Annotated in this window: 27 protein-coding genes and 1 pseudogene; 22 read left to right on the plus strand and 6 right to left on the minus strand. The window is 35.4% G+C overall.

From position 1 onward, the window contains the following. The first annotated feature begins 68 nt into the window (after window positions 1–68). From V2145_RS07375 to V2145_RS07420, 10 genes are all read left to right on the plus strand, one after another. The gene (locus tag V2145_RS07375) at window positions 69–410 is read left to right on the plus strand and encodes a DUF1033 family protein (RefSeq protein ID WP_094910339.1); all 342 of its coding nucleotides are present in this window, start codon (window positions 69–71) and stop codon (window positions 408–410) included. A gap of 63 nt (window positions 411–473) precedes the next feature. Beyond that, window positions 474–1,121, plus strand: a complete 648-nt coding sequence (locus tag V2145_RS07380; RefSeq protein ID WP_131887850.1) for a VC0807 family protein — start codon at window positions 474–476, stop codon at window positions 1,119–1,121. A gap of 131 nt (window positions 1,122–1,252) precedes the next feature. Then, window positions 1,253–1,519, plus strand: a complete 267-nt coding sequence (locus tag V2145_RS07385; protein WP_247600266.1) for a hypothetical protein — start codon at window positions 1,253–1,255, stop codon at window positions 1,517–1,519. Window positions 1,520–1,641: 122 nt separating this feature from the next. After that, on the plus strand, window positions 1,642–2,589 hold the full coding sequence (locus tag V2145_RS07390) for a sugar-binding transcriptional regulator (protein ID WP_165932563.1): 948 nt from the start codon (window positions 1,642–1,644) through the stop codon (window positions 2,587–2,589). A gap of 122 nt (window positions 2,590–2,711) precedes the next feature. Next, on the plus strand, window positions 2,712–4,013 hold the full coding sequence (locus V2145_RS07395) for a pyrimidine-nucleoside phosphorylase (RefSeq protein ID WP_094910336.1): 1,302 nt from the start codon (window positions 2,712–2,714) through the stop codon (window positions 4,011–4,013). 113 nt (window positions 4,014–4,126) lie between these two features. After that, window positions 4,127–4,801 (plus strand): deoxyribose-phosphate aldolase, encoded by a 675-nt coding sequence (gene deoC, locus V2145_RS07400; RefSeq protein ID WP_094910335.1) that lies wholly within the window; start codon window positions 4,127–4,129, stop codon window positions 4,799–4,801. An 88-nt stretch (window positions 4,802–4,889) separates the two neighbouring features. Continuing rightward, a complete protein-coding gene (locus tag V2145_RS07405; RefSeq protein WP_131887849.1) occupies window positions 4,890–5,291 on the plus strand; it encodes a cytidine deaminase in 402 nt (133 codons plus the stop codon). Window positions 5,292–5,390: 99 nt separating this feature from the next. Next, complete coding sequence (locus tag V2145_RS07410) at window positions 5,391–6,572, plus strand: NupC/NupG family nucleoside CNT transporter (protein WP_094910333.1); 1,182 nt, start codon at window positions 5,391–5,393, stop codon at window positions 6,570–6,572. Between the two features lie 133 nt (window positions 6,573–6,705). Next, on the plus strand, window positions 6,706–7,317 hold the full coding sequence (locus V2145_RS07415; RefSeq protein ID WP_094910332.1) for an AmiS/UreI family transporter: 612 nt from the start codon (window positions 6,706–6,708) through the stop codon (window positions 7,315–7,317). A 139-nt stretch (window positions 7,318–7,456) separates the two neighbouring features. Then, window positions 7,457–8,689 (plus strand): aminopeptidase, encoded by a 1,233-nt coding sequence (locus tag V2145_RS07420; RefSeq protein WP_330987462.1) that lies wholly within the window; start codon window positions 7,457–7,459, stop codon window positions 8,687–8,689. Window positions 8,690–8,749: 60 nt separating this feature from the next. Here V2145_RS07420 and V2145_RS07425 read toward each other — a convergent pair whose 3' ends face one another. After that, entirely contained in the window at window positions 8,750–9,874 is a 1,125-nt protein-coding gene (locus V2145_RS07425) for a site-specific integrase (protein ID WP_330987463.1), read from the minus strand. A gap of 381 nt (window positions 9,875–10,255) precedes the next feature. Here V2145_RS07425 and V2145_RS07430 point away from each other — a divergent pair, with 381 nt between their 5' ends. The 4 genes and pseudogenes from V2145_RS07430 to V2145_RS07445 form a co-directional block, all read left to right on the plus strand. Then, window positions 10,256–10,642, plus strand: coding sequence for a helix-turn-helix domain-containing protein (locus tag V2145_RS07430; protein ID WP_330987464.1), 387 nt, complete (start codon window positions 10,256–10,258; stop codon window positions 10,640–10,642). 161 nt (window positions 10,643–10,803) lie between these two features. Continuing rightward, window positions 10,804–15,033: an NACHT domain-containing protein gene (locus V2145_RS07435; RefSeq protein ID WP_330987465.1), complete on the plus strand. Its 4,230-nt coding sequence runs from the start codon at window positions 10,804–10,806 to the stop codon at window positions 15,031–15,033. Window positions 15,034–15,290: 257 nt separating this feature from the next. Next, on the plus strand, window positions 15,291–16,370 hold the full coding sequence (locus tag V2145_RS07440; RefSeq protein WP_330987466.1) for a type I restriction endonuclease: 1,080 nt from the start codon (window positions 15,291–15,293) through the stop codon (window positions 16,368–16,370). 191 nt (window positions 16,371–16,561) lie between these two features. Further along, window positions 16,562–16,678: pseudogene (locus V2145_RS07445) on the plus strand (aminopeptidase); the annotation flags it as partial. Window positions 16,679–16,734: 56 nt separating this feature from the next. Here V2145_RS07445 and V2145_RS07450 read toward each other — a convergent pair. From V2145_RS07450 to V2145_RS07460, 3 genes are all read right to left on the minus strand, one after another. Next, a complete protein-coding gene (locus V2145_RS07450) occupies window positions 16,735–17,034 on the minus strand; it encodes a hypothetical protein (protein WP_142299139.1) in 300 nt (99 codons plus the stop codon). Beyond that, window positions 17,021–17,587 (minus strand): hypothetical protein, encoded by a 567-nt coding sequence (locus V2145_RS07455; RefSeq protein ID WP_330987467.1) that lies wholly within the window; start codon window positions 17,585–17,587, stop codon window positions 17,021–17,023. The genes V2145_RS07450 and V2145_RS07455 overlap by 14 nt, the downstream gene beginning before the upstream one ends. Before the next feature lie 288 nt (window positions 17,588–17,875). Then, window positions 17,876–18,370, minus strand: coding sequence for a hypothetical protein (locus V2145_RS07460; RefSeq protein ID WP_311857722.1), 495 nt, complete (start codon window positions 18,368–18,370; stop codon window positions 17,876–17,878). A gap of 352 nt (window positions 18,371–18,722) precedes the next feature. Here V2145_RS07460 and V2145_RS07465 point away from each other — a divergent pair, with 352 nt between their 5' ends. From V2145_RS07465 to brnQ, 6 genes are all read left to right on the plus strand, one after another. Next, window positions 18,723–19,127 (plus strand): hypothetical protein, encoded by a 405-nt coding sequence (locus V2145_RS07465; RefSeq protein ID WP_094910327.1) that lies wholly within the window; start codon window positions 18,723–18,725, stop codon window positions 19,125–19,127. Window positions 19,128–19,286: 159 nt separating this feature from the next. After that, window positions 19,287–19,709, plus strand: a complete 423-nt coding sequence (locus V2145_RS07470) for a GNAT family N-acetyltransferase (protein ID WP_131888469.1) — start codon at window positions 19,287–19,289, stop codon at window positions 19,707–19,709. Window positions 19,710–19,884: 175 nt separating this feature from the next. Beyond that, window positions 19,885–20,223, plus strand: coding sequence for a PadR family transcriptional regulator (locus V2145_RS07475; RefSeq protein ID WP_131887844.1), 339 nt, complete (start codon window positions 19,885–19,887; stop codon window positions 20,221–20,223). Window position 20,224: 1 nt separating this feature from the next. Continuing rightward, window positions 20,225–20,569, plus strand: coding sequence for a DUF1048 domain-containing protein (locus V2145_RS07480; protein WP_131887843.1), 345 nt, complete (start codon window positions 20,225–20,227; stop codon window positions 20,567–20,569). A 330-nt stretch (window positions 20,570–20,899) separates the two neighbouring features. Next, complete coding sequence (locus V2145_RS07485; RefSeq protein ID WP_286175422.1) at window positions 20,900–21,910, plus strand: hypothetical protein; 1,011 nt, start codon at window positions 20,900–20,902, stop codon at window positions 21,908–21,910. A gap of 152 nt (window positions 21,911–22,062) precedes the next feature. After that, window positions 22,063–23,367 (plus strand): branched-chain amino acid transport system II carrier protein, encoded by a 1,305-nt coding sequence (gene brnQ / locus V2145_RS07490; protein WP_330987468.1) that lies wholly within the window; start codon window positions 22,063–22,065, stop codon window positions 23,365–23,367. 138 nt (window positions 23,368–23,505) lie between these two features. On the opposite strand, the gene V2145_RS07495 is transcribed toward brnQ, so the two are convergent. After that, the gene (locus V2145_RS07495; RefSeq protein ID WP_131887841.1) at window positions 23,506–23,859 is read right to left on the minus strand and encodes a hypothetical protein; all 354 of its coding nucleotides are present in this window, start codon (window positions 23,857–23,859) and stop codon (window positions 23,506–23,508) included. 182 nt (window positions 23,860–24,041) lie between these two features. After that, on the minus strand, window positions 24,042–24,374 hold the full coding sequence (locus tag V2145_RS07500) for a helix-turn-helix domain-containing protein (protein ID WP_330987469.1): 333 nt from the start codon (window positions 24,372–24,374) through the stop codon (window positions 24,042–24,044). 226 nt (window positions 24,375–24,600) lie between these two features. Here V2145_RS07500 and V2145_RS07505 point away from each other — a divergent pair, with 226 nt between their 5' ends. After that, window positions 24,601–25,179: an HAD-IA family hydrolase gene (locus V2145_RS07505; RefSeq protein WP_131887839.1), complete on the plus strand. Its 579-nt coding sequence runs from the start codon at window positions 24,601–24,603 to the stop codon at window positions 25,177–25,179. Between the two features lie 65 nt (window positions 25,180–25,244). Next, window positions 25,245–26,069 (plus strand): thermonuclease family protein, encoded by an 825-nt coding sequence (locus V2145_RS07510; protein ID WP_330987470.1) that lies wholly within the window; start codon window positions 25,245–25,247, stop codon window positions 26,067–26,069. Window positions 26,070–26,146 lie beyond the last annotated feature (77 nt).

Here is a 26,146-nt window from a genome sequence, read left to right on the forward strand (position 1 = left end):
TCGCAGGTGTTTTTCTTGAATAATAAAAGAGTAAGCATCCTGTAAGAATAAGTAAGGAGCGAAGTACTATGAATGAAAAATGGAAAGTCCATAAAATTAAAACTGACTGTGAACCGTGGCTTTTTCTAGATGGTTGGGAAAAAGACATCATTGAAACAATTGAATTCGACCATAAAAAAGAAGCGCTTGAGCACTATACAAGGCTTATTCATGAACATCAGACGGGTTATCGCCATGTGTATATGAAAAAGCTATCTCTGTTTACCTTTTGGAATGACTGTGAGAAAGAATTTTGTGAAGCGTGTGATGATGATCTTCAAATTTTCCATGGCGTTTTATTAATGAAAGGTGAAGATGTATATGATTTAAATGAAAACGAGGAAGGCTTTTCATTTTTGCAAATGAAATAACCTTTCCTTCTACATCATTTTCCCATATAATTGCACTAACAATAGTGGAAAAAGGAGAGCGCTATGAACAATTCAAAACGAGTATGGTTTGACTTGCTTTTTTACATTGCAATCCCGTACCTCATCTGGAATCAGGGAAAAGACCTTATCGGTGACTATTACGCCATTTTGTTATCGACAGCACCTGCATTCTTTTATACTATTTATACGTTTATTAAAGAGCGTCAATTTAACGTAACGGGACTGTTTCTTGTTATTACATTGCTTGCGCGAACAATCGTAGACTTATTGTCAGGTAATGCAGAAACCATGCTGATTAATCAAGTTTATTTTATGATTGGACTAGCTATTTTTACTTTGATAACGATTTTAGTGAAGCGTCCAATTGGGCTGTATTTCTTTGTTGATACGGCTTATCTAATGGGATATAAACGTGAGGACTCCAAAAGACTGTTTTTTGAGCAAGATCTCTTTAAAATGATGAACTGGTTAACTGTTTTGTTTGCGGGGCGCTATGTGTTTTTAGCGATTGTAAAATACATTCTTATTCAAAAGTACGGTGTTGAAGGTTATGGCAACATGATTGTCTTTCGTCAAGCAGTGACGTGGGCGTTCTCAATCTTAATTGCAATCTATACGTACTTTATTTATAAAAAGATTCAAGAGAAAACTGGAATTGATAATCCGATGAATCCAAATATGAACGAATAACAAAAGCGCTTCCTAATAAGGAAGCGCTTTTGTTACAAATACGTGAACAGTACATCAAACGTTGACACCTGCTCGTGAAAAAATAGTAAAATAAGTTGTCATAGAACTTGGATAAAGGGTAGGTGTGTTATTTGAAACTGTTAGTATGTAAAAAACAGCCGTATATGGCATTAGAAATGATTATGGTATTTTTCACAGCCATTTTTTTGGTTTTGGCTTTTTTTGATTATCGCCAAACATTCTTTTTATTTTTTACACTGGGGATTGTGTTTGCTATTCGAGGCTTCGAAATGCAAGAAGGAGAAAAGAAGTCTCAGGGAACAAAGTGGCTCCTTGCCGGGGTTGCTCTTATTATGTTGAATATTGTGTTGTTTGTTGTATATGCTGTCAACCGCTAAGCCTTTCTTCAATTAGAAGAGAGGTTTTTTTTTGAAAAAATGTTCAAGTGATATTATAAAAATGTTCATTGTTTGGTAAGATAGAAAAATGAAAACGCTACACCAACGTAAAGGGGATGCTTATGGAAAGCGACAAGTTAACGAAAGTAATTGAAGCAGCAAAGATGTATTATCTGCTTGACTATAATCAAAATGAAATTGCCAAAAAACTTGGAGTATCAAGACCAACCGTTTCACGCTTACTACAGCAAGCTAAGTCTGAAGGTATTGTACAGATTAAAATTATTGACTCTACGATTGATGTGGAAGAGCTGTCAGCTCAGCTTGAAAAAACGTTCAAGTTAAATAAAGCAATTGTTGCTTCTATACCTCATGAAGACCGAAACCTTGTAAAGGAAGGTTTAGGAGAAGCAGCAGCAGATTACTTGGATGAAGTTGTAAAAGATGGGGATATTATTGGCGTAACGTGGGGAACAACACTTTACCATGTAGGAATGAAGCTCAAAAAAAAGCGTGTAAAAGATGTGAAAGTTGTACAACTAAAAGGTGGAGTCAGTCATTCTGAAACCAACACGTATGCCTCTGAAATTCTGCATCTATTCGGAAATGCTTATAGCACCGTTCCTCTGTATTTACCGCTTCCGGCAATTGTTGATCATGTGGTAGTAAAGCAAGCAATGGAAGCTGACCGTCATATAAAAGGAATATTGGAACTTGGTAAAAAAGCAAATATTGCGGTTTTTACAACGGGTCCTATTAAGACAGGTTCTTTGTTGTTTCAGCTAGGTTACTTTACAGAAGAAGATTTAAAACAGTTAGATCCACACGCAGTCGGTGATATTTGTTCACGTTTTTTCGATGAACATGGATGCATTTGCAATCCGAGCTTAAATGAACGTACGCTAGGGTTAGATTTAGAAGACCTTAAGCAAAAAGATTATTCCATCCTCGTAGCGGGAGGAGCGCACAAAGTAGAAGGTATTTTTGGTGCGATAAAAGGAGGGTATGTTAATACACTGATCACAGACCCATTCACCGCTCAGCAGCTGCTTGAAAAAGAGACATCATAAAAAAACCTTGAACAAATGTAAAAATAAATATTTACATTTGTTCAAGGTTAAGATATAGTGAAGATATAAGATGTTGAAAGCGTTACAATCATGAAAAGAAAGCGCATAGGGAGGCCATATCAATGAGAGTTGTAGATTTAATTGAAAAAAAGCGAAATGGCTTAGAATTAACAAAAAGTGAAATTGACTTCATTATTTCTGAATATACAAATGGTAACTTGCCTGACTATCAGATGTCCGCACTAGCAATGGCAATTTACTTTCAAGATATGACGCAGGAAGAACGCGTTCATTTAACAACAGCGATGGTAAACTCAGGTGATCAAATTGATCTAAGTGACATTGAAGGTATTAAAGTAGATAAGCACAGTACAGGAGGCGTAGGAGATACAACAACGCTTGTACTTGGTCCACTTGTCGCAGCCGTAGGCGTACCGGTTGCTAAGATGTCAGGTCGCGGTCTTGGTCACACGGGTGGAACAATTGATAAGTTGGAAGCTGTGCCAGGGTTTCACGTTGAAATTACGAATGATGAATTCATTCGCTTGGTAAATACCAATAAACTAGCAGTTATTGGGCAAAGCGGTGACTTAACACCAGCGGATAAAAGCCTATACGCACTACGTGACGTAACGGCAACGGTTGATTCAATTCCACTGATTGCAAGCTCAATTATGAGTAAGAAGATTGCAGCGGGTGCAGATGCAATTTGTTTAGATGTTAAGACTGGAAACGGTGCGTTTATGAAAGACTTAAAAGATGCAGAAGCATTAGCACAAGCAATGGTTGAAATCGGAAAAGGTGTTGGACGAAACACAAAAGCTATCATTTCTGATATGAGTCAACCGCTTGGATTTGCGGTTGGAAACGCGCTAGAAGTGAAAGAAGCAATCGATACGTTAAAAGGAGAAGGGCCGGAGGATTTAACAGAATTATGCTTGACGTTAGGTAGTCATATGGTTATGCTTGCAAAGAAAGCAAGCAGCCTTGAAGAGGCGCGTGCGCTATTAATAGAAGTGATTGATAACGGACAAGCACTTGCAACATTTAAAACATTCCTTGAAGCACAGGGTGGAGATGCATCCGTAGTCGATGATCCATCACAGCTTCCAGATGCTTCTTATAAAATTTCGGTTCCAGCAAAAGCAGATGGCTATGTAGCAGAAATTGTTGCTGAGCAAATCGGCGTAGCAGCAATGAAGCTTGGTGCAGGTCGCGCAACAAAAGAATCAGTCATTGATTTAGCTGTTGGTGTAGTATTGCACAAAAAAGTAGGAGATGCTGTTAAGAAGGGCGATGCGCTTGTAACAATTCATAGCAACTCTGAAAACGTAGATGAAGTAATGAATGTTATTTATGATTCTTATACAATTGTATCTGAACAAGTAAATGCACCAACGCTCATCTATAAAGAAATTCATTAATTCTATTGCGCCTAAAGGCCACAATGGTTCAACTAGGTATTCAGTAGAAGAGTAACAAGACTTCTACAGATTAAAATTTCACTTTATAAGAGGATTGAAAGGAAGAATTAAACATGAGCAACGAAATTACAAAAATGATTGACCACACTTTATTAAAAGCTAACGCAACAGAAGAGCAAATTACAGTACTTGCAAAAGAAGCAAAAGAGTATTCATTTGCATCAGTATGTGTGAACCCAACTTGGGTTAAAAAAGCTGCTGAGTTATTACGCGATGCACAAGAAGTAAAAGTATGCACAGTAATTGGTTTCCCACTAGGAGCAAACACACCAGAAGTAAAAGCATTCGAAACAACAAATGCAATTGAAAACGGTGCAGACGAAGTTGATATGGTTATTAATATCGGGGCGTTAAAAGACAAAAACTACGAGCTAGTAGAGCGCGATATTAAAGCGGTTGTTGATGCTGCAAAAGGCAAAGCATTAGTGAAAGTAATCATTGAAACATGTCTATTAACAGATGAAGAAAAAGTAAAAGCTTGTGAACTATCTGTTAAAGCAGGTGCAGACTTTGTTAAAACATCTACTGGATTTTCAACAGGTGGCGCAACGGTTGAAGACATCGCGTTAATGAGAAAAACAGTTGGACCAGACCTTGGCGTAAAAGCATCTGGTGGGGTACGAGGATTAGAAGACGCTAAAGCGATGATTGAAGCAGGTGCTACGCGTATTGGGGCAAGCTCTGGCGTATCAATTGCTAAGGGCGAAATTAGCAACAGCTCATACTAATTCAATTACAATCTAAAGAGAATGTCTAGCAGGTTAGCTCATATACTGAGCTAGCCTGCTTTAAACCATGAAAAAGGATGATGAATGAATGGAACCGAAAAAATTAATTGAAGAAGCAATCGTCGCAAGTAAGCAAGCATATGTTCAATATTCAAATTTTCATGTAGGTGCAGCTCTTTTAACAAAGGACGGAAAACTATATCACGGATGTAATATCGAAAACGCTTCCTATGGTTTAACAAACTGCGCAGAGCGCACGGCGATTTTTAAAGCTGTTTCAGAAGGTGAAAAAGAGTTTCAAGCAATCGCAGTTGTTGGAGATACAGAAGGACCGATCTCTCCATGTGGAGCTTGTCGTCAGGTTTTAGCTGAGTTCTTTTCACCAGACACAGTCGTGATTTTAGCTAATTTAAAGGGCGATCACGTTGTGACGAATATTAATGAGTTGTTACCAGGGTTCTTTTCATCAAAAGATTTACAAAAAAAGTAAAGAATTGTTTTGAAAAAAACGCTCTCGGCAGCAGCTGTTTAAGGCCTATATAAGTAGGATTTAAATGGGAATTTATACAACTAGTGGGGAGTCTATTACATGCAATACTTAATTGGAATACTAGGGTTATTAATTGTGTTTGGTTTAGCATTTTTAGCAAGTAACAATAAAAAAGGGATTAAATATAAGCCAATCCTTATTATGGTTGTACTTCAGCTACTACTTTCAATGCTTCTATTAAACACAAAGTTTGGTTTTATCATCATTGATGCCATTGCAACAACGTTTAATAAATTATTGGAATATGCTGCTGAAGGAATTGAATTTGTATTTGGTGGCTTAGCGAACGAAGGAACGGCGCCATTTTTCTTAACGGTTCTGCTTCCAATCGTATTTATCTCGGTATTAATTGGGATTCTACAGCACTTTAAGATTTTACCTTTTATCATGAAAGGTATTGGTCTTGTGTTAAGTAAAATTAACGGGATGGGAAGATTGGAATCTTACAATGCAGTAGCTTCTGCCATTGTAGGTCAATCAGAGGTTTTTATCACAGTAAAGAAACAGCTGGATAAATTACCACCAAACCGCTTATATACGTTATGTGCGTCCGCAATGTCAACGGTGTCCATGTCAATTGTTGGTGCTTATATGACGATGATTGAGCCGAAATACGTAGTAACAGCAATCGTTATCAACTTATTTGGTGGTTTTATCATCGCGTCCATTATTAATCCGTATACAGTAAGCGCAGATGAAGATATTTTAGAAGTGCAAGATGAAGAAAAACAAACGTTCTTTGAAATGATTGGCGAATATATCATGGATGGATTTAAAGTAGCCATCATTGTAGGAGCAATGCTTATTGGTTTCGTTGCCCTAATCGCAGCCATTAACAACGTTTTTGAAATGGTAATCGGAATTTCATTCCAAGAAATTCTTGGCTATGTGTTCGCACCATTTGCGTTTATTATGGGTATTCCAGGTTCAGAAGTGGTAGCTGCTGGTGGAATTATGGCAACAAAGCTTGTAACGAACGAGTTTGTAGCAATGATGAACTTAGCAGATATGTCCGGACAGTTTAGTGAGCGTACGCTAGGGATTGTCTCAGTATTCTTAGTATCATTCGCAAACTTCTCTTCAATCGGTATTATTTCTGGAGCTGTTAAAGGCTTAAGTGAAAAACAAGGGAACACGGTGGCTCGCTTTGGTTTACGCTTATTGTACGGTGCAACGTTAGTAAGTGTATTATCAGCTATTATTGTAAGCTTTATTTTATAAAACAAATGAAGAAGGAAAAGCATTTCTGCTGCGGGCAGGATTGCTTTTTTCTTTTGTGGAAAGATAAGAACCATACAATACTTCGAGCACATGTAAAGGAGGTAGTAAAGAATCTAGTATTCTTTACGATAACATGGACAGCATTGGATTATTACTATCAGGAGCAGCGCTTTTTTTAAACGGACTGATGCTTTTAGGAAAAGCAAACGACAAAAACGTCGGGGTTTTTAATCTGTTTGTCGGAGTTTTTCAAATGATTGCGCCGTTCTATTTAATTATTGTTTCAGATCAAACAAACTGGGTGCTTTACGAAAAAGCCGCTATTTTCTTATTTGGCTTAACGTATTTGTACGTTGGTGTAACCGTTATCAAAGGAATGGAAGGTACAGGCCTTGGCTATTATTCGCTTTGGGTATCGATTTTAGCGCTTGTTTATATGACAATCGCCTTTACAAGGTATGGCGACGTTGTAAACGGCTTAACTTGGTTGCTGTGGGCATTTCTTTGGTTTTTATTTTACTTTATCAACACGCAGGAGCGAGATATTACAGAATATGTGGGAAAAGTCGCCGTTGTTCAGTCGTGGATTACGCTTACCATTCCAGCACTCTTTAACTTAACAGGCGTATGGGGAGCAGAAGGTCTCTATTACATGTGGATTGCTGTGCTTTTGGCTTCTATTTTATATTTTATCTACCTAGGCTATAAGCTCTTCTTTAACGAGCGACGCGTGCTCATGAAATAATAAAAAACCTAATCGATGTGATTAGGTTTTTTATTTTCTGTAATTTTATTATGTAAACTAACAACGTAAATATTATCATTGCGCTCTTCGTTTATGCTAAAATAATAGTGGAAGAATTTTTTAGTAAAGGGGACAGATTATGTTAAATTTTGAACGTAATATTGAAAAATACGCTGAGCTAGCGGTTAAGGTTGGCGTTAATATTCAACCAGGGCAAGTTTTACATATTTCTGCTGACGTTGCTTCAGCATCGTTCGTACGTGAAATTGCTAAAAAAGCGTACGAAGCTGGTGCAAAATCAGTAGACGTTGATTTTAAAGATGACTATCTTGTTCGCTTAAAGTATGAAAAAGCAGCTGATGAAGTTTTTGAAGAATTTCCAGCATGGCGAGTTCAAGAACGCGAAGCACTTGTAGAAAACGGTGGAGCGGTTTTATCCGTTATTTCAAGCAGTCCAGATCTATTAAAAGGCGTTGATGGGAAGCGTATTGCAACGTTCCAACGCGTGAGTGGTCAAGCGATGAAAAAGTTCAGAGAAGCTATTCAGTCTGACAAAATTAGCTGGTCAATTGTAGCAGTACCATCAAAAGAATGGGCAGCAAAGGTATTCCCAGACGCACCCGAAGATCAGCAAGAAGAAAAGCTATGGGAAGCTATTTTTAAAGCAGTACGTGTGGATCAAGAAAACCCAGTAGCAGCTTGGACAAAGCATAACGATAATCTACATGAAAAAGTAGATATTCTAAACGAAAAGCACTTTGCAAAATTACACTATAAAGCACCGGGTACAGATTTAACAATTGAGCTACCTGAAAAGCACATTTGGGTAGGTGCAGGCAGTGTAAACGAAAAGGGACATGACTTTATGGCAAATATGCCGACAGAAGAAGTATTCACTGTTCCAAAAAAAGACGGCGTGAACGGCCAAGTGACAAGCTCAAAGCCACTAAGCTATGCAGGTAATCTTATTGAGAACTTTACCCTTACGTTTGAGAACGGTAAAATTATAGGTGTTAAAGCAGAGCACGGAGAAGAAACGCTTAAACAGCTTATTGATACAGATGAAGGAGCAAAATATCTAGGTGAAGTAGCGCTAGTGCCACATAACTCACCAATTTCGCAATCAGATATTATCTTCTACAACACATTGTTTGATGAAAATGCATCCAACCATCTGGCAATCGGCAGTGCTTATTCCTTCTGCTTAGAAGGCGGAAAAACGATGTCAAAAGATGAGCTAGCTGAAAATGGAGCAAACGACAGCATCACCCACGTTGACTTCATGATTGGCTCAGCTGAAATGGACATCGACGGCATCAAAGCCGACGGTACAAGCGAGCCTGTGTTTAGAAAAGGGAACTGGGCGTTTTGAATTAAATATTGATATAATAAGGTTTTAACCACCTTAACCTTTTAATTGGTCACAAGCTGGTCACATATTAACGAATAAGGTATTCAATTTATCAGCCACTTCTTGTTGCATACTCGGCAAGACGTGGCTGTATTGATTTAATGTGATTTGAATGGAAGAGTGTCCAACACGTTCGGAAATAACCTTCACATTCACATTTTGCTGAATTAGCATTGTTACATGCGTATGACGTAAATCATGAAATCGTATCACAGGTAGTCCAAGTTTTTTAGCATGGTTCTTAAATCTCTTCGATAAAGTAGATGAATCTAAAGGGTTGCCAAACTTTGTACAGTTCACTAAGTCATGGTCGTTGTAAGCTATACCTTGTTTAAGTTTATTAGCTAATACTTTCTTACGCTGTTTTTTCAATTGATTAACGAGCATATCAGGAATATGAATAGAACGCACACCAGACGCTGTTTTAGCCCCTACCTTAAGTTCTTTTGCATACCCGTCATAGATTTGTCTAATATAGATAACCTGTTTTTCAAAATCAATATCTCTCCACCGTAGCCCTAGAATTTCTCCTTTTCGCATTCCAGTGAGAAGAGCCATAAGAACAATTGTATAATATCTATTTTGTTTAGCATGAGCAATGTAGTAATTTACTTGCTTCAAGTCCCAAGTACTCATTTCTGACTTTACTTCTCGTGGTATATTCACATGTATTAATGGATTCTCAGAGATGAGCTTTAAACCATGTGCCTTCTTCATAAGCTGATTCATTAAAAATAAAAGCTTCCGAATAGAATTGTGACTAAGAGAAGAATCTGCTACCAAACTGTTAGTGAACTTTTGAAGAACGATTGGATTCAAATCTTGTAGCTTATAATGACCTAACTTAGGTTTAAGGTGGTTTCTATATAAGCACTTATGATTCTTTAGTGTACTTTTAGCTAGCTGAGTCTGTCTTTCTACAAACCATTCCTTTATAAAACTGTCTAAATCAATTAGCTGTGGTTCTATAAAAGTACCTAAGTTCAACTCATTTAGTACAACCGCTAAAGCTTTTTCCGCTTCTTTCTTCGTTGTAAAGCCACGTTTTTTCTTTTGTCTTCGCTTACCTGTTAGTTCGTCTCTACCAATATCTACTATGAAATAATATTTACCTGTTGTTTTATCTTTTTTAATACTTCCTTGCATCTTAAGAGCCTCCTGTATTGCTCTTAAACTTGTAAAAGGCTTCCTAAGTATATTCTATCGTGTTATAAGGGGGTAAGGGATATGATTAGAAATGCTTATATATTCTAAAATAAAATTATTAAATTAAATGGAGAAATTTATGTACAATATTTTAGAGCTACTTATGAAAGCTATATTTTTATTCTCTGATAATGCTTTAAATTGAAGATAGCTCAACTTTAAAATATAAGAATATTGGGAAAAATATTATAATTAAATAGGAGATGGTAATTGAGTTTGGCCACTCTACCATCTCCTATCATAATTCAAACAAAAGCTTAGACCTCTGCTATAACATAATCTTAGCATGTCTTCTTTTGGCGTGTCAAAAGGAGAAACAGTATGGAAAACTTTATAAATAATACGAGACAACCATTTACAGTCATTACAAACGAGCTTCTTCAAGAAGAAACAATATTTGATAGTGCTACCCAGAAGCTTTGTTACCTTTATCTATATTCTTTAAAAAATTGTTCTTCTATCTTTCCTTCTCATGAAACAATTGCTAAAGCAGTTTGTTGTTCCACTTCAACTGTGAAAAGAATTTTAAAGGAACTTCAAAAGTTAAAGTTATTAGAAATAAAAAGTCGACCTGGACACACTTCAATTTACATGTTAAACGACTACACTGAGGTGGTTCAAAATGAACTGGGTCATAACAAGCTAGCTCAAGATGAACTAGGAGGTCAGCTTAATTTGAATCATGAGGTAGCCCAAAACGCCCCGTGAATATTTGCTAGAGGAAAGTTACTGATTCGTAATCTTAAGGGAATATATCAACTAACCTAAGATCTCTATATGATAAAATAATAAGTGATAAAAATAGAAAAAAATATAATTTAAGGAATTATATTAGTGAAAATGAGTTAATTAAGAGGTGAATAAATCAAATGGAACAGATTGATTGGAATAAATTAGGTTTGAGAGGGGAAAGCAAACAAAAAACATTTGAAGATCTATGTATGTATTTATTTTGTAGAGAATTAAATGTGCCCAAAATAACTGCTTACGAGAATCAGCCAGGGATAGAGACAGAACCAGTTGAAGTAAACGGTAAAAGGTATGGATTCCAATCCAAATTTTTCGATAGCAAATTTGATTGGAAACAAATTAAAAGTTCGATAAATAAAGCTATAGATACATTTCCAGAGTTAGATAAAATCTTTGTTTATTCAAATAAAGATCGAACTATGAACGGAAAAGAAAAAACCAAAATAGAAAAAGAGCTCGATAGAAAATCCAAAGCTAAGAAGATTACTATTGAATATGTTACGAATAAAAGCTTTATGAAAAAACTTTCTGAGCCAGCAAATTTTGATCTGGCTCAACTCTTTTTTGGTCTAGGAGATGAACATGGATTTATTAAGAATAGTGTAAATGCTAACTTATTAACATTTGTACAGTCATCTGAATATCTTTCATTACCGATTATAACAACATACGGTGACAAGGTAGAAGATTTACCACAAGTCCTTCTTTCTGAAGAACAAAATGTATTTCTAATATCGGGAAACCCTGGATCTGGAAAAAGTATTCTAATTAATAAATTATTACAAGTGTTTGGAGGTTTAGATAAACAAGATAAAAAAGAAATGCATGAAGTTTTACTTCAAAATAATGCGGTGCCAGTTCTAATAAATTTAAAAAATTGTGTTAATGACAGCTTTGAAAATATTATTAGGCATAGAAAGAACGACAGTCAGCTAAATAATCAAAAACTTGATTTTATTTACCTTTTTGACGGGCTTGATGAGTTAAGTGAAAAAGTGGCGGAAGATGTTCTCTTTCAAATACATGAGTTGTCTCAGAAAAGTAATACCAAAAAAATTATCTTTTCTTGTAGACAAGGAAATTTAAATAAGGTTAAGGCACGAATTTATTTTAATGAAATAAAAGAATATAAAATTGCTGATTTAGATAATACGTACATAAATAAATTTTTTGAAGTGAAAAAAAATGAGAATAAAAAAGCAAAGTTGGCTGCTTTAAAACAAGACAATGAAAAGCTCATAGATGATGTTAAGGATATATTACTAGTTAGACTATTATGGGACACTATCATGAATTTAGACGAAAAGAGTGCTGTTCTAGACTTATTTAATAAAAAAATTGATTTGCTTATCGAGGATCCTTTACATAAAAAAAATATTGAAGAGTTAAATATTCTAAACCCTAAGAAAAAAGCAATAATAGATATTAACCAAGAAATTTCATTTCAAAACCAAAAAAAATTCCAATTTGAGTTCTCGATTACAGATCTTCAAGAGATAATTCTTAAGAAATTAGACCGCTTAAATTATAAAGATGTGAACGACATTATTAATTACATTACAGACTTATTTTTTGAAAGCTCATATGTAGATAGCTCTAATCCAAACTCTACTTATATTTATCAACATAGAAGGTATCAAGAGTACTTTTTCACCCAAAAGTTGAAAAGTGAATATGAAAAGAAACCTAAAATCATAAGAGAACTAGGGATATTACATGATAGAGAATATTTAGAAGAGTTATTTTTAAAATATCTTAGGAAAGAATATGTCAAAGAAAATAATATTGCCGGTCTGGTCGAATTAAATCTATTCAATGTTTATTTAGGAAATGATAGAGGATTTGGAGTAGATGATTCACCCTATATAAATTCAGAAGAGTTTTTTCCCGCTCTTACAAATCAACAAATAGATAACTATGAAAATATATTTGAGGAATTAAAGTTAAAAGAAAAGCTTTTCCTGGATATTAATGAGATAAATAACCAATTTAAGTTGTACGAGGAAGAAAAAGCTCAACCTTACTCAAATAACTATTTAAGAAATGTTTGGGAAAATAAAATCCCTTCTTTGATAGAGAATATAGTGGTTTTTTGGAAGAACAGGAAAGAAGAAACTTCTCGTCAATTGCATAAACAATTAAATGATGTTGTCGATTTATACAAGAAAAATGGTTTTCTTGAAGAACCAAGTGATGGCAAAAGGTTAAGGGATCCATTTTGGACTTCTGTTGAGGATTTTTTCTATTTAAAAATCGTCATTGATGGAAAAAGTGTCGAAGAAGTTTTTAATAACGTAGTAAAAGATAGATATAAAATACCTGAAACACCAGAATCAAAAGGTTATGATATTCTACAAGAATTTGGTTCTGAAAGATTAGTAAAGTCTTTTTTCAGAGTGTGTCTAAGAGAAAAAAAAGAGGAGTTCTTTCAGATATTAAGTAGTCTTTCGCAATATGAAACCATAGCTCTTCTAGACATTTTAAAAACAAAAGAGTACCTTCCTATCTTTATTGAGTTTAGATCAATACATTCTCAGATAAAAGAATTTGTATCAAAACTGTCTGAAGAGTTTATAAAAAATAATATATTTATTCTCTTTTATAAAAAGATTTTAGGTTTGAATTTATCAAAAACGGAATTAGAAATAGCTAATGAAAAAATTCGCAGCTTAAGACAAAAAAGAACTTTAGATTTGTCTATGAATAATGAATATCTAGAATTTTCTACTATGGCATTTATTACAGATGCATGTTCACTTGACAACTATATTAAATCGTGGAAAGGAGACGATTATTTTAATGATTATTACAGTGAGTTAGATCTGTATGCCTCATTATTTAAAGAATTTGTTCTTTTATTAATGAAGGAAAGAAATATAGGTCTGGTAGTAAGAAATTATATTCGATATATTAACTTATATTTTGACAATAGACCTCAGTCTCTTAAGCATCGTATTACAGAGCTATGGTCTCATATCTTTTCTATGAGTAGCATTAGTAAGCAGACTTTAAATCAATTAAGAGATGTTTTAATTAAAGAAGAAAATCAGATTATTCCTTTTCTCTTCTATAAAAAATTATATAGTTTAAATTTAAATAATTTTAAAAATCTTGTCGGTGAAGATGAATTGGCAGTATTTGAAGAAGAGCTCTCTTCTTGGCATGATGATTACTCCTCATATATCGATACATGCTTTAATTTAAGTACGTTTTTTTCAGTAGTAGATAATAAAAAGGCCAATTACTTTTTTAGAAAAGGGTTGAACGAGGGACTTTTAAGACATGGTTGGCGTAAAGACACTATTGTCAGTTCTTTATTAACGGAAGCTTTAGAAGTTATATGGAGAAACAACTGGGTTTCTAAAGTAGAAAAAAAGAAATATGCTAGGAAAGTTTTCAAACTCACCTTGCGCCTATATGAAATTACAGACGGAGATCATACGAGTGAAGGTCCTTATGAGGTAATAAAAACTGTTTCTAAGAATAATGGCATTGATTTAGCTGAGGAATTCAAAGATCTTTTACCTAGAAAAAATAGACATAGATATATTTTAAACAGAGCAATTACATCAATATTACGTAGTAAAGCACAAAATGGTCTTCCAATTGAAAGTATTGAAGAAGGAATGAAAGAGTATAAACCTGAATATGGTTATGAGGGCAAATCTAAAGCTGATTACTATGAACAAAAATTTCAAGTATATCTAGAAATTGCAAAACAAGAACTTTATACAGAAGAAGAAAAGCTTGTAGCCTTTAACAAAGCTTATAAACAAATAGAAGATGCTAAAAGGAATAATGTTGAAGATTCTTTTCAAATTGTCAATGATAAGAAAACGTTCGAAAAACTATGTGTAAAGTATGGAAAAAATTTCAACCTTGAAATTGAAGAAGAAGAAGAATCTCTAAATAACCCAAGAAAAACAGCGAATGACTTTATTCAAAGAGTTAAAAAATTAACGACTGAGGATGGTATTGAAGAGGTTTATAGAGAACTTGAAAACTATCAAAATAGAATCATTTTAACAGATTTCAGCTCTTGGGATATTTTGATTAACAAGACTAGTGAAATAAAAGGTAACATCCAATTATTTATGAATTATTTAAAACAGAGTAATTATCCAAGTACTAATTTTTGGACAGGTAATTCTAAGTTCTTACACTATGGTCTTGCTTCAGCCATAAAGAATGTAAATACAAGGCAAGAAATATTAGATTATTTATATGAATCTAGTGGACATGCAGGGTTTTTAAATATGATAAAAACTTACGAAGCACTTAACGATAAAGACACCTGTATATTATTATTTAATCGTTACTTGAATTTTTGTGATTTACTTGTTAACTGACAATGAGTTTATAGAAATAATTTTCAGGAAACATTAGTTTTATTGTCAAAGCAACAGGTTCTTAATAAAAATCAATTTTCTAGGTGTAGGTTCTAGGAGATTGATTTTTTATGTATTAATTGCATAAACTTAGAATTAAAAAGATAGTCTATAAGTAAGTTAAAATTAAGGTGTATTTTTTATTTGCTAATAGACACTGAAATGATCTCATAGTTTCCCTTCTTAAGCATAGTAATAGTACATAAGGAGGAGATAAAATGGAAAATTTCATTCAACAAATTAAAACTCTTTCTAGCAGAATTGAAAGAATTAAAGATAACATTAAGACTGAAGAAGCAACAAAGACATCTTTGATTATGCCTTTGATACAAGCATTAGGGTATGATGTCTTTAATCCCGAAGAGTTTGTGCCGGAATTTATAGCGGACGTTGGTATAAAAAAAGGTGAAAAGATTGATTATGCAATCATGGATAGTGGAAATCCAGTAATATTAATTGAAGCGAAAAGTGTACATGAAAAACTTCTAAAGCATGATTCTCAACTATTTAGATACTTTGGAACGACTAAAGCTAAATTTGCTATTCTAACGAATGGCATTGAATATAGATTTTATACAGACTTAGAAGAACCAAATAGAATGGATATTAAGCCTTTCTTTGTTTTTAATCTACTTGAATTTAGAGACAATGATATACATGAGATAGCAAAGTTTAGAAAAAACGTATTTAACGTTGACAACGTTCTTACTACAGCGTCAGAATTAAAATACACAAGTGAAATTAAGCAATTTCTAAATCAACAATGGGAAGAACCAAATGATGAGTTTATTAAGTTTATCTTGAGTGATGTATATCAAGGTGTAAAAACAAAGAAAGTCATAGATAACTTTAGAGAAATCGTTCAAAAATCTTTAGCACAATTTGTGAATGAAAAAGTAAATGACAAGCTTCAAAAAGCTTTAAATTCTTCAGCTGCCAATGAAGAACATATAGTGGAAAAAGATGAAGCTCTAAAGGATGAACATGTTGCTGACGATAAAGTTACTATCGAAACTATTGTTACAACCGAAGAGGAAATAGAAGGATATGTTTTTGTAAAATTGCTATTAAAGGATGAGGTTGACTCAAGTAGAGTTCATTACCGAGATAATAAAAGCTATTTTAATGTGCTATTAGACAACAGCATTCGAAAATGGGTTTGCAGGCTAGGGTTCAATACAGCTAATAAATATATACAATTAAACGATGAGGAAAAAACTATTTATAGACTAAATGATGTAAATGAGATTTCGTTGTACAAAGATAAAATACTTGAGGTAGCAAAGCAATTCCAATAGAGCAGTACAAAAACATATAACAAAAATAAAACTAGTAAAAAAGGAAAGCAAAAACAATTTGCTCGCCTTTTTATTTAGTGTATTTATGAAGAGTTGTGTTAGGAAACCGTTAATAACAAGCTTAAGAGCATAAATTTTGTGGTCACACAGTGGTCACGGATTGGTCACAGAATTCTAATTTTCCACTCTAAAACGACAGCATCACCCACGTTGACTTCATGATTGGCTCAGCTGAAATGGATATCGACGGCATTAAAGCTGACGGTACAAGCGAGCCTGTGTTTAGAAAAGGGAACTGGGCGTTTTAATAAAAACAAAACCACATCGTTTATAGGTGTGGTTTTGTTTTTGTATACTAGATAAATTAAAGCTTTTCTAGCCAGTCTTCTAGCCATTGAACTGGCAGTTTAATCAAGTCTAAGTTAAGAGTTTGTAACTCAGATACCGTGAATGTATTTGTGAGAAACAACTCCCACTGAGCGTCTATATCTAGCATTACAGTTCTTGCTTTATCATCTAACAATAGAACTTGATCATCCTCTTTATCTGCTTCATATATGTAGAAAGAGCACCAATCGACCAAGGCTTTATGGGGAATTTTTTGATTTATAGCAAGCGTAATAAGAATATGTAAATTTTGAGATGAAAACTCATAATGATTCATAGTATAAAACGCCAGCTTCATTAATTCTCATCACCGGATCTTGATCATGAAATCCAATACAAACGTTCATTATAGCCGAAGCATTCACCTCATGGTATGCTCTCATGTATGCTAACACTGTCCGTACAACGAGATAAAGTGTGGAGCCTATGGCTTCGTTTGTATCGTCGAAGCCATGAGATTCGTATAGTTTGCCAAACGATTCTAGGCTTGGTCCATTTATTTCATCAATCCACTCGCATGCCCACTCATCATCATCTTCTTCAAGTGGACTGTAATTTTCACAGATAAAAATCGTACTGTTCCAATCATTATCTAAGTCGTATTCAAAATAAATGGCTTTGGCACTTGCAGAATGTGCAGTTGTTAAACCTTGAGTCAAGAGATCTCGTAATGACTGTTGGTAGTCTTTTAGCGAAACGAGCTGAATAGCTTTTACAAGATCAGTTCCGCAAAGCTGTGTACAAATGTCAAAATAACGCTGTTCAATTTCCTCTATAGGGAAAGCCTGTATATCTTTTTGCAGTAGGTCTAAATAATCATAAATATCCATTTGCAGCGCTCCGTTCAGTGTAGGGTATATTTATTCTACCATACTTAAACAAATGAATAATCGAAAAAAAGCAGTACTCAATCCGTACTGCTTTCTTTGTCTTCTTTTTTATTTCCTTTAAACATATGATAATACGTAAAGGCTAAGCATCCTGCTCCGGCGAAGGAACAAAAGTACTTTAAGAATTGAATCGGATCGATGGTGAAAACCTCCTTAGATTGGGTATGTATAGGATATAGCTTGTGCAATAAAAGGAGGTTTATGATACAAATAGGAAAAAATACCAGATTATAGTTCGTACGGCTCGCGGAATGCGAGATGATTTTGTAAATCTTCAATACCTAACGCTTTGTTAACTGCTTTTTTCATTACATCATATTGATAGATATGGTTGAACTGATTCTTTTTCGGCGTGCTGCAAACAATTGACGCTTCCGCTCCATTTTTATCTGTGAAATGGATTGTCAGTTCTCCAAAATAACGTTGGACAGGTGAGCCTTTAGCGCCTTTTTCATTTTTGACGTGCTTGACAAATTCAGCACGCTGAATACGTTGAAGAGGAATCATGGCTACTTGATTAATTAATAAATGCTCTTCATACATTTCAATTTTTGAAATAGCAACCTGATCAATTCCTTCTGCTGATTTTACTTGCCCAGTAACTGAAACGATAGGCTTATGAACATTTTGGTCATCTGAGCGTGGGCGCGTTTTTAGAAACCAAAGGCTTGCTAGCAGTGCAAGAACAGCTGCTGCTAAAAAGCTGATGATTAGTAAGTTCATTTCGGTCCCTCCCTTTTCACTTCAAAAAGCATATTACGTGACGTCAAGTAACAATATGATTACAATTTATGTATAGGTTCGACAAGAAAACCAGACAATCCTTCTTTATCCAATAATTTTAGTTAGATACGTTAGATAACTATAAAACCTTGTATTAGCAACGATAAAATAACAAAATAGTGCGTTTTAAGCAGGAGTTTTATGGTAATCTATGGTTAAGTGTTTACATAGGTACTTTCTCATATTTTGATTATGTTACAAATTTTACACATATTTTTGAGTCGTTATCGTGTATAATCACTTTTGTGCAACATGATCACGATATACATAAAGGTGTAAGGAGGCACACATTTTGTCTTTAGGAGTAAAGAAAATTATATTACTTATTTTACTAGTGGTTTGTTTAGGCCTACTTGTCGTGCAGTTTACGAATCGAGGAACAACGCCAACTGCCAAGCAAGCTGAAGAAACGTTAGATAAATTGCCAGCGCAAGAAACGGTTAATGAAAAAATAAAAGGTGATAAAGAAGAGCGTAAATACAGAGTTTACTATATTACAATTGATAAAGTAGAAGATGGACGCTACTATGGAACAACAAAAGAAGGTACTGGTATTTCATTTTTAGAAGCAAAGGTAAACGAACCGCTGCCAAAAGGGCTTGAAAAAGGTGATATCGTCAAAGCATACTTTGATTTAGAGTTTAGTACAAACGGTATTGTGAAAGTTGAAGAGGTTGATGAAATCCCTGAAGAATAAAGCGTTTAAGCGTAAATAGCAAGTAGAAGACCAAATCACAACGATTTGGTCTTTTTTATAATTTTACTGAGCTAAAGGAAAATTCATGATGTGAAAGGAAGAAACAAAATGCTGTCGAATGTATAGACTTGTTGAAATAGCAGGTTAGGAGGACATATGGTGAGAAAGTATGAGTTAAAAAATAGCGCTCCAACATTGGAAGAATACAAATATTTGTGTGAGGCTGTAGGGTGGACTAATTATATGAACTTTGAGGTAGTGAAAACTTCTTTAACAAATTCTATTCACTGCATTACAGCCTACGACCATGAACAAATTATAGGTATGGGACGAATTGTTGGTGACGGTGCTATCTACTTTTATATTCAAGATATAGTGGTTCATCCAGATTACCAGAATAAAGGAATCGCCAAAGGTATTATGAACCTATTGTTTAGCTATTTAAAACAGAATGCTCCGGATAAAGCATTTATCGGTTTATTTGCATCACAAGGTAAAGAAGGTTTTTACGAAAAATACGATTTCAAAAACTACTCTCCGAGCATGACTGGAATGTTTACAGTCATTTCAAAAGAAAAATAGCTGCTTCGCATCCGTCTTTCTTCAAAAAAGAAAGGCGGGGTTGTTTCTTGACAAACAGCTATTCTGTGATACTATATACTGGTAGTCAGTAATACTTATTAGAGGATTTTCATAAAGTGCTTTATAAAGCCATTATTCATTGAAGTACAAATGTAAGTAACTGGAGGCTGAACGATTGGAAAATATTACGGAAATGCTAAAAGGGGTGCTTGAAGGCTGTGTCCTTGAAATTATCAGCCGAGGCGAAACATACGGGTATGAAATTACGCAGCACTTACGTCACCTTGGCTTCACTGATGTAGTCGAAGGAACAGTATATACCATTACAATGCGGCTTGAAAAAAATAAGCTGGTGGAAATTGAGAAAAAACCATCCACTATGGGACCACCTCGAAAATTTTATACACTCAATGAAGCGGGAAAAGAGCGGCTTGAAGAGTTTTGGACGAAATGGGACTTCGTATCGAGCAGAATGAATGAATTAAGAGCAAGAAGCATAAAAGGAGGTAAGTGAAATGAATTTCTTTGAGAAAATCATTGGAAATTTGGATGAAAAGAGAGAATGGCGAGCGATGGAATCTCGTGCAAAAGCACTTCCAACCGAGTATCGAAACGCTTATAAAGCTATTCAGAAATACATGTGGACAGCTGGTGGAGGTCCGACAGATTGGGAAGGAAACCGACGTATCTTTGGCGGGATTATTGATCTTTTTGAAGAAGGAGCAGCAGAAGGGAAAAAAGTAACGGACCTTACAGGCAAGGACGTAGCTGCTTTTTGTGATGATCTCGTTCATGATGAGCAAACGTGGAAGGATAAATACCGAAAAAAGTTGAATGATACCATTAGCCGTGGTGAATAAACGTAGTTAAAATAAGAAATAAAAAGCGCTTGGGTGTTCAATCCGAGCGTTTTTGTGTATAAATCCATAGAGTTCAGCGGTCAATTTTAAATGCCTAGGTTACCATTATTTAAACTTACTTTGGTAGATAGGCGGAACACTGTTGGTAAGTTGATTGATGGTTGTTTGTTCTGAAAGTATTGTCCCTGTGATAAACTTAGAGTGAGATACCCATATTTTACTATAGCTCTTATGCTAAAAAGATGGTTGCTTTGACATGTTTAATATATGGTAAAATATACAATAAAGGTACACCATAGAGATTGAAGAGTGAGGAGAGAGAAAATAAAAGTGGGAGTTCTAATTATTGTAGCAGCGGTTATTATTGCTGTGATTATTATTGTTAAATCAACCAATAACCAAAAGCCGAAGCGCTCATTTCTTTATGACCGAGAAGTGCCAAACCATCTTGGTATCCGATATGGTGAAAAAGGAGCTGCGCTTGAAGAGAGTTTCGAACGCTCTTTATCTACTTCATATATGAAACAGGTGAAGGAAAGGGTAGCAAAAGAGCACGGAATGAAGCCTCATGAAATTGAGTGGGCAACTTTTGAACTTAAACGATACTTTTTAATAAATGCTGTTATTAAAAATGTGCCCATGTTTAGCTCAAAAGTAGATGATATATGGCACGAAATGATTATGTTTACGATGGACTATGAGCGTTTTACCAAAGGGTTTTATAGTCGATTCTTACACCATCAGCCCAATACGAACAGTGAAGCAAGCTCTGAGCCAGGAAAGCGTGCGTTCTTTGACTGGGTTTACACACATTTGTTTGATGTAAAAGATAATAGTCGTCTTTTATGGGGAAGGTTTTTTCAACACCCTATCCCACGTTCTATACTGAAGGACTTTCACCAATTGTCCGAAGAAAAACTGATTGATAAATACTTTACACCTTCTGATGAGTGGGATGAGCTTAAGAAAGCGCTTGTTCGCCAATTAAAAGGAGAAATTAAGCAAGCTGAACACTTGAAGCAAAATGCTAAGCAAGAGCCGTTTTCTAAAAAGTCAAAGAAAGTAACAGAAGTTACGCTGTTTCAAGCCTTTATTTTTTATTCCTTATATGAAGCTGAAGACTTTGGCTACCATATGGGTATGTTGATGAAGAGGCCAGAAACATCAGATAGTGGCACATACTCCAGCGGCTATGCTTGTTCCACGCCAATGGATGATTCCCACCATAAGCACGGACATGGGGGTCATGACAGCAATGACTCGTCCTTTGACAGTGGGGGAGATAGCGGAGGATCAAGCTGTTCAAGTTCCAGCTGTGGCAGCGGATGCGGTAGTTCGTAACGAATTTTTTGAAAAATAACAATATACGTATTGACAGTTCAAAGGTTGTTCGTTAGAATTACTTTTTGTGTATGAAATATCTACATTTTTCGACAATACACTCGTCTCATTCGAGAGACGAGTTTTATTGTGTAAAAGGAGCATATAACGAAATGAAACAATTAACTGTTAAAGACATTATCGTAATTGGTTTCATGCTGTTTGCGTTGTTTTTTGGAGCTGGAAATCTAATTTTCCCGCCTTTTTTAGGACAGGAAGCAGGAGAAGCATTTTGGCCAGCGATGATTGGCTTTGTTTTAACAGGAGTAGGACTGCCGATATTAGGTGTGATTGCAATTTCTACAGTAGATAACGGAGTTCAAGCACTAAGCGGCAGGGTTCACCCACTATTTGGACTTATTTTTACAACCATATTATATTTAATGATTGGGCCGTTTATGGGCATTCCGCGCGGTGCAAATGTAGCTTATGAGATGGGACTAGCACCATTTTTAGGCGCGAACGTAGGTGGAGTTTCCCTAGTGCTTTTTTCAATCGCCTTTTTTGCACTTGTATATTGGCTTAGCTTAAATCCAGCGAAGATCGTAGATCGAATCGGCAGTTTATTAACTCCCTTTTTATTACTGACAATTGCTTTAATTGGTTTTGCAGGGTTGTTTAACCTTGAACCATCCTTCGGGAATGTAACAGAAAAATATGAAAATGCCCCGTTTTTTACAGGCTTTATGGAAGGGTATTTAACGATGGATACCATCGCTTCATTAGCGTTTGGGATTGTGGTAATTACGGCAATTAAAGCCAAAGGCATTACCGAGAAAAAGGCCATTATGAACACAACGATTAAAACAGGTGTCATTGCCGGCATTGCCTTATGTAGCGTGTACATACTCATCGGTGTATTAGGAGCGAGAATGGGAAGTACGTCTACGTTCCAAAACGGAGGAGAGCTTTTAACGGCAGCAGCAGAGCAGTTTTACGGAGCAGCGGGTGTTATTCTATTAGGAGCTACTGTAGGAGTTGCTTGCTTTACAACGTGTGTTGGGCTAATTACAGCGTGCGCTCAGTATTTTACAAGCGTCTTGCCAGGAGTTTCTTATCAGAAAATTGTTACAGTACTAACGATTGTGAGTTTACTGCTAACAAATGTGGGACTTAATCAAATCATTTCTCTGTCTATTCCGGTACTGACTATGATTTATCCGTTAACGATCATGCTTGTTGTGCTTTCGTTTTTCCACTCTTATTTTCAAGGGTCAAACGTGATCTATATTACGACGCTTTTATTGACAGGAATCGTTAGCGTATACGATGGGCTTGTATCAATAGGAATGCCATCGATATTTGCTTGGTTACCTTTACACGCTCAAGGGTTAGGGTGGGTTGTACCAGCAGTGATTGGCGTTGTGATTGGTTTATTATTTATTCCCAAAACAAAAAATCCTTCTCGTTTAACTTAATTGTCAGAATATTTTGTTCAAATGAGAATGGAGAAGTATCGAAAAAGAGGACATAAGGTCCGTACACGACCTTATGTCCTCTTTTCATTTTCTTATTAAACCTTTGATTAGAATCCGAAGAGTGAAGCAGGGAGAGATTTATCCTGGAATAGCTGGAATGTGGTTTCTTGTGCTCGGTTCGTCGTTTATAAATGTAATATTTATTGAACCTATCATTTCTTTCTTTGGGTTATTTGCACCATAGTCCTCTGGAAAGTGATGAATTATTTTATTGCTTTCTTCAAACAATGAAAGTCCATTTTGATTTAATAACTGCAGTAACTGTCTAACACCTCTAATTTCTATTTCAAAGTTGATAACAATTACTTTGTTTGAATACATTGTATGATTTGTAACCCAGCCAGCACATTTTGATATGCTGCTAACGGCATAATCAATCATTTTATATCTATTTTCTCTTGTGAACCCTTGTATTCTAATTGTTTCTGGCAACATTACATCACCTCATTTCATGCGTATTTATTGGTGCGAATTGTAAAAAAAAGCAGAGGGAAGTGTTGATATTCCCTCTGCTAAGTTAGCATTAATACAACAGAGCTATCTATTCAAATTAAGAGGTAATACTAGGGATTTCTAGATTAGAGTTTACTAAAGCTAAGCTAACACTCACTTTATTACTTTAGCCATTCTTTGTTTTCTCGTTTGAGTTTGATTGCTAAATCAGCAATAATATTTTCTAAATCTCGTACTTTTTGTTTTAATGCTTGGTTTTCTTGTTGAAGATCTATCGTACGTTTGTCGTTTTTCGATTCGGTTTTCATTTCTTCTTTAGTTTTCGAAACAAAATTATTAAAATTTTTTCGGCTTTCGTTTTTAACAGTCATTTCTTTTTTCCAGTTGTAAATCGTTGAGATATGAACATGAAGCTGATTGGCAATGTCTTTTGGTTTCATTCCTTTGGCTAACAGCGATTGGGCTAGTAAGCGTTCGTCTTCTTTCGTATTCAACGTAGCTCCTCCTTTAAAAGGTAACTGTATGTAAAACCGAGATGTTTCTTCTATTGTAATTGAAGATTGGTTGCATCCACAACATTATTTTCTAAAAGCGAATAATCAAAGTTGAAAAACGAAAATGACAAAAAAGTGATAATTAAAAACGAATTCGAAATTCAAATGACAAGGAGCCAAAAGTCTGGTATGATTAGAACGGTTTTGAAAAGGAGAGGCTGACACGATGAACATTTTATGGGACTTTGATGGTACCATTTTTGATACATATCCAACAATAGTAAAAGCATTTAAAAAGCTTGTAAAAGACGAATCCGTTACAGAAGCTGAAATCTTAAAACAAATGAAGATTTCGTCGGAAGTTGCAATCAAACACTTTAACGTAGAAAAGTCAGTTTTTGATGAAAACTTCCATGTGCTTGAGCATCAGCTAAGTCCTGAAGACAAGCCTGCGTTTCCTCATGTAGAAGATGTACTAAAGTGGGCGGATAAAAACGTGATTGTAACGCATAAATCACGCGAGTCTACTCTTGCTATTTTAGCGTACTTTGGGATGGAAGACTATTTTACAGAAATCATTACAAAAGACGATGGATACAAGCGTAAGCCGGATACAGGAGCTTATGCGTATCTTCACGATAAATATCATCTTGATTTAGTTATTGGTGACCGTGAGTTAGATTTAAAGCCTGCGCGTGAGCTTGGCATTAAAACGTGTGCTTTTCAAAACGATACGCTTGAAGCAGACTATCATTTAACGTCATACGATCAATTTTTTAACAAAGTTATAGACAAAAACTCGTGATAAGCGATTCGCGAGTTTTTTGTTTTTTATGCATAAATGGAAGTAAAAGTAAGAGGTGGAATGAAGTGAATAGGTTACAAAAGATGTTTGGCTTACTTTTGATTTTGATGCTCGCCGTTCTAAGCGGGTGTGGAACGCAAACAAGTGAGTCAAATGAAAAGAAAGCAACGCAGCCGGCAGCGGAAGAAACAAATGTAAATCAGTCCGGGGATGAAAATGCAGTGGAGTCTTCACTGAAACGTGAAGGCGTTATTGGAGTCGCAGCTACTGTTACGCGAGTAGTTGACGGTGATACAGTCAAAGTAGAACTTTTAAATGGGAAGGAAGAAACGGTACGCCTCATTCTTGTAGACACCCCTGAAACAAAGCATCCGCAGCTGAAGGTTCAACCGTTTGGACCAGAAGCATCTGACTACACGACTGAGCATTTAACAAACCAAGAGGTCACGCTTGAGTTTGATGCAGAAGAGCGCGATCGCTACGGTCGTTTGCTTGCGTACATATGGATAGACAGCAAGTTGTTTAATGAAGAGCTTGTGGCAAAAGGTCTGGCACGCGTAGCGGTCTTTCCTCCCAATACGAAATACGTGGACGAATTTCGTAAAACGCAGGACCAAGCTCGAAAAAACAAGCTGGGCATCTGGAGCATTGAAAACTATGTAGAAGAAAAAGGCTATAACTCTGAAGTAGCCAGAGGTATAAAAGAAAAAGAAGAAGACGAATCAGCGGAGCTAAACGAGCGCTGTGAAAATAAAATTAAAGGCAACAAAAATTCAAAGATTTACCACGTCCCAACTGGTGCACATTATGACCAGAAGATGAACAACGTGCAGTGGTTCTGTACGGAAGAAGAAGCAGAGAAAGCAGGGTATCGTCAGTCGAAGAATTGATGACGTCAACACACAAAATAGGCCGTTGAGCATAAAATTGCTCAGCGGCCTATTTTGTGTGTTTGGTATTAGAATAA

The organism is Priestia sp. GS2 (genome assembly GCF_036409025.1).
GTDB lineage: Bacteria > Bacillota > Bacilli > Bacillales > Bacillaceae_H > Priestia > Priestia aryabhattai_A.

What these genes read in the sequence shown, in the direction of transcription:
- V2145_RS07375 (WP_094910339.1), top strand. Translation starts at nt 69, where the DNA reads ATGAATGAAAAATGGAAAGTCCATAAAATTAAAACTGACTGTGAACCG.
- V2145_RS07380 (WP_131887850.1), top strand. Translation starts at nt 474, where the DNA reads ATGAACAATTCAAAACGAGTATGGTTTGACTTGCTTTTTTACATTGCA.
- V2145_RS07390 (WP_165932563.1), top strand. Translation starts at nt 1,642, where the DNA reads ATGGAAAGCGACAAGTTAACGAAAGTAATTGAAGCAGCAAAGATGTAT.
- V2145_RS07395 (WP_094910336.1), top strand. Translation starts at nt 2,712, where the DNA reads ATGAGAGTTGTAGATTTAATTGAAAAAAAGCGAAATGGCTTAGAATTA.
- deoC (WP_094910335.1), top strand. Translation starts at nt 4,127, where the DNA reads ATGAGCAACGAAATTACAAAAATGATTGACCACACTTTATTAAAAGCT.
- V2145_RS07405 (WP_131887849.1), top strand. Translation starts at nt 4,890, where the DNA reads ATGGAACCGAAAAAATTAATTGAAGAAGCAATCGTCGCAAGTAAGCAA.
- V2145_RS07410 (WP_094910333.1), top strand. Translation starts at nt 5,391, where the DNA reads ATGCAATACTTAATTGGAATACTAGGGTTATTAATTGTGTTTGGTTTA.
- V2145_RS07415 (WP_094910332.1), top strand. Translation starts at nt 6,706, where the DNA reads ATGGACAGCATTGGATTATTACTATCAGGAGCAGCGCTTTTTTTAAAC.
- V2145_RS07420 (WP_330987462.1), top strand. Translation starts at nt 7,457, where the DNA reads ATGTTAAATTTTGAACGTAATATTGAAAAATACGCTGAGCTAGCGGTT.
- V2145_RS07425 (WP_330987463.1), bottom strand. Translation starts at nt 9,874, where the DNA reads ATGCAAGGAAGTATTAAAAAAGATAAAACAACAGGTAAATATTATTTC.
- V2145_RS07430 (WP_330987464.1), top strand. Translation starts at nt 10,256, where the DNA reads ATGGAAAACTTTATAAATAATACGAGACAACCATTTACAGTCATTACA.
- V2145_RS07435 (WP_330987465.1), top strand. Translation starts at nt 10,804, where the DNA reads ATGGAACAGATTGATTGGAATAAATTAGGTTTGAGAGGGGAAAGCAAA.
- V2145_RS07440 (WP_330987466.1), top strand. Translation starts at nt 15,291, where the DNA reads ATGGAAAATTTCATTCAACAAATTAAAACTCTTTCTAGCAGAATTGAA.
- V2145_RS07450 (WP_142299139.1), bottom strand. Translation starts at nt 17,034, where the DNA reads ATGAATCATTATGAGTTTTCATCTCAAAATTTACATATTCTTATTACG.
- V2145_RS07455 (WP_330987467.1), bottom strand. Translation starts at nt 17,587, where the DNA reads ATGGATATTTATGATTATTTAGACCTACTGCAAAAAGATATACAGGCT.
- V2145_RS07460 (WP_311857722.1), bottom strand. Translation starts at nt 18,370, where the DNA reads ATGAACTTACTAATCATCAGCTTTTTAGCAGCAGCTGTTCTTGCACTG.
- V2145_RS07480 (WP_131887843.1), top strand. Translation starts at nt 20,225, where the DNA reads ATGAATTTCTTTGAGAAAATCATTGGAAATTTGGATGAAAAGAGAGAA.
- brnQ (WP_330987468.1), top strand. Translation starts at nt 22,063, where the DNA reads ATGAAACAATTAACTGTTAAAGACATTATCGTAATTGGTTTCATGCTG.
- V2145_RS07505 (WP_131887839.1), top strand. Translation starts at nt 24,601, where the DNA reads ATGAACATTTTATGGGACTTTGATGGTACCATTTTTGATACATATCCA.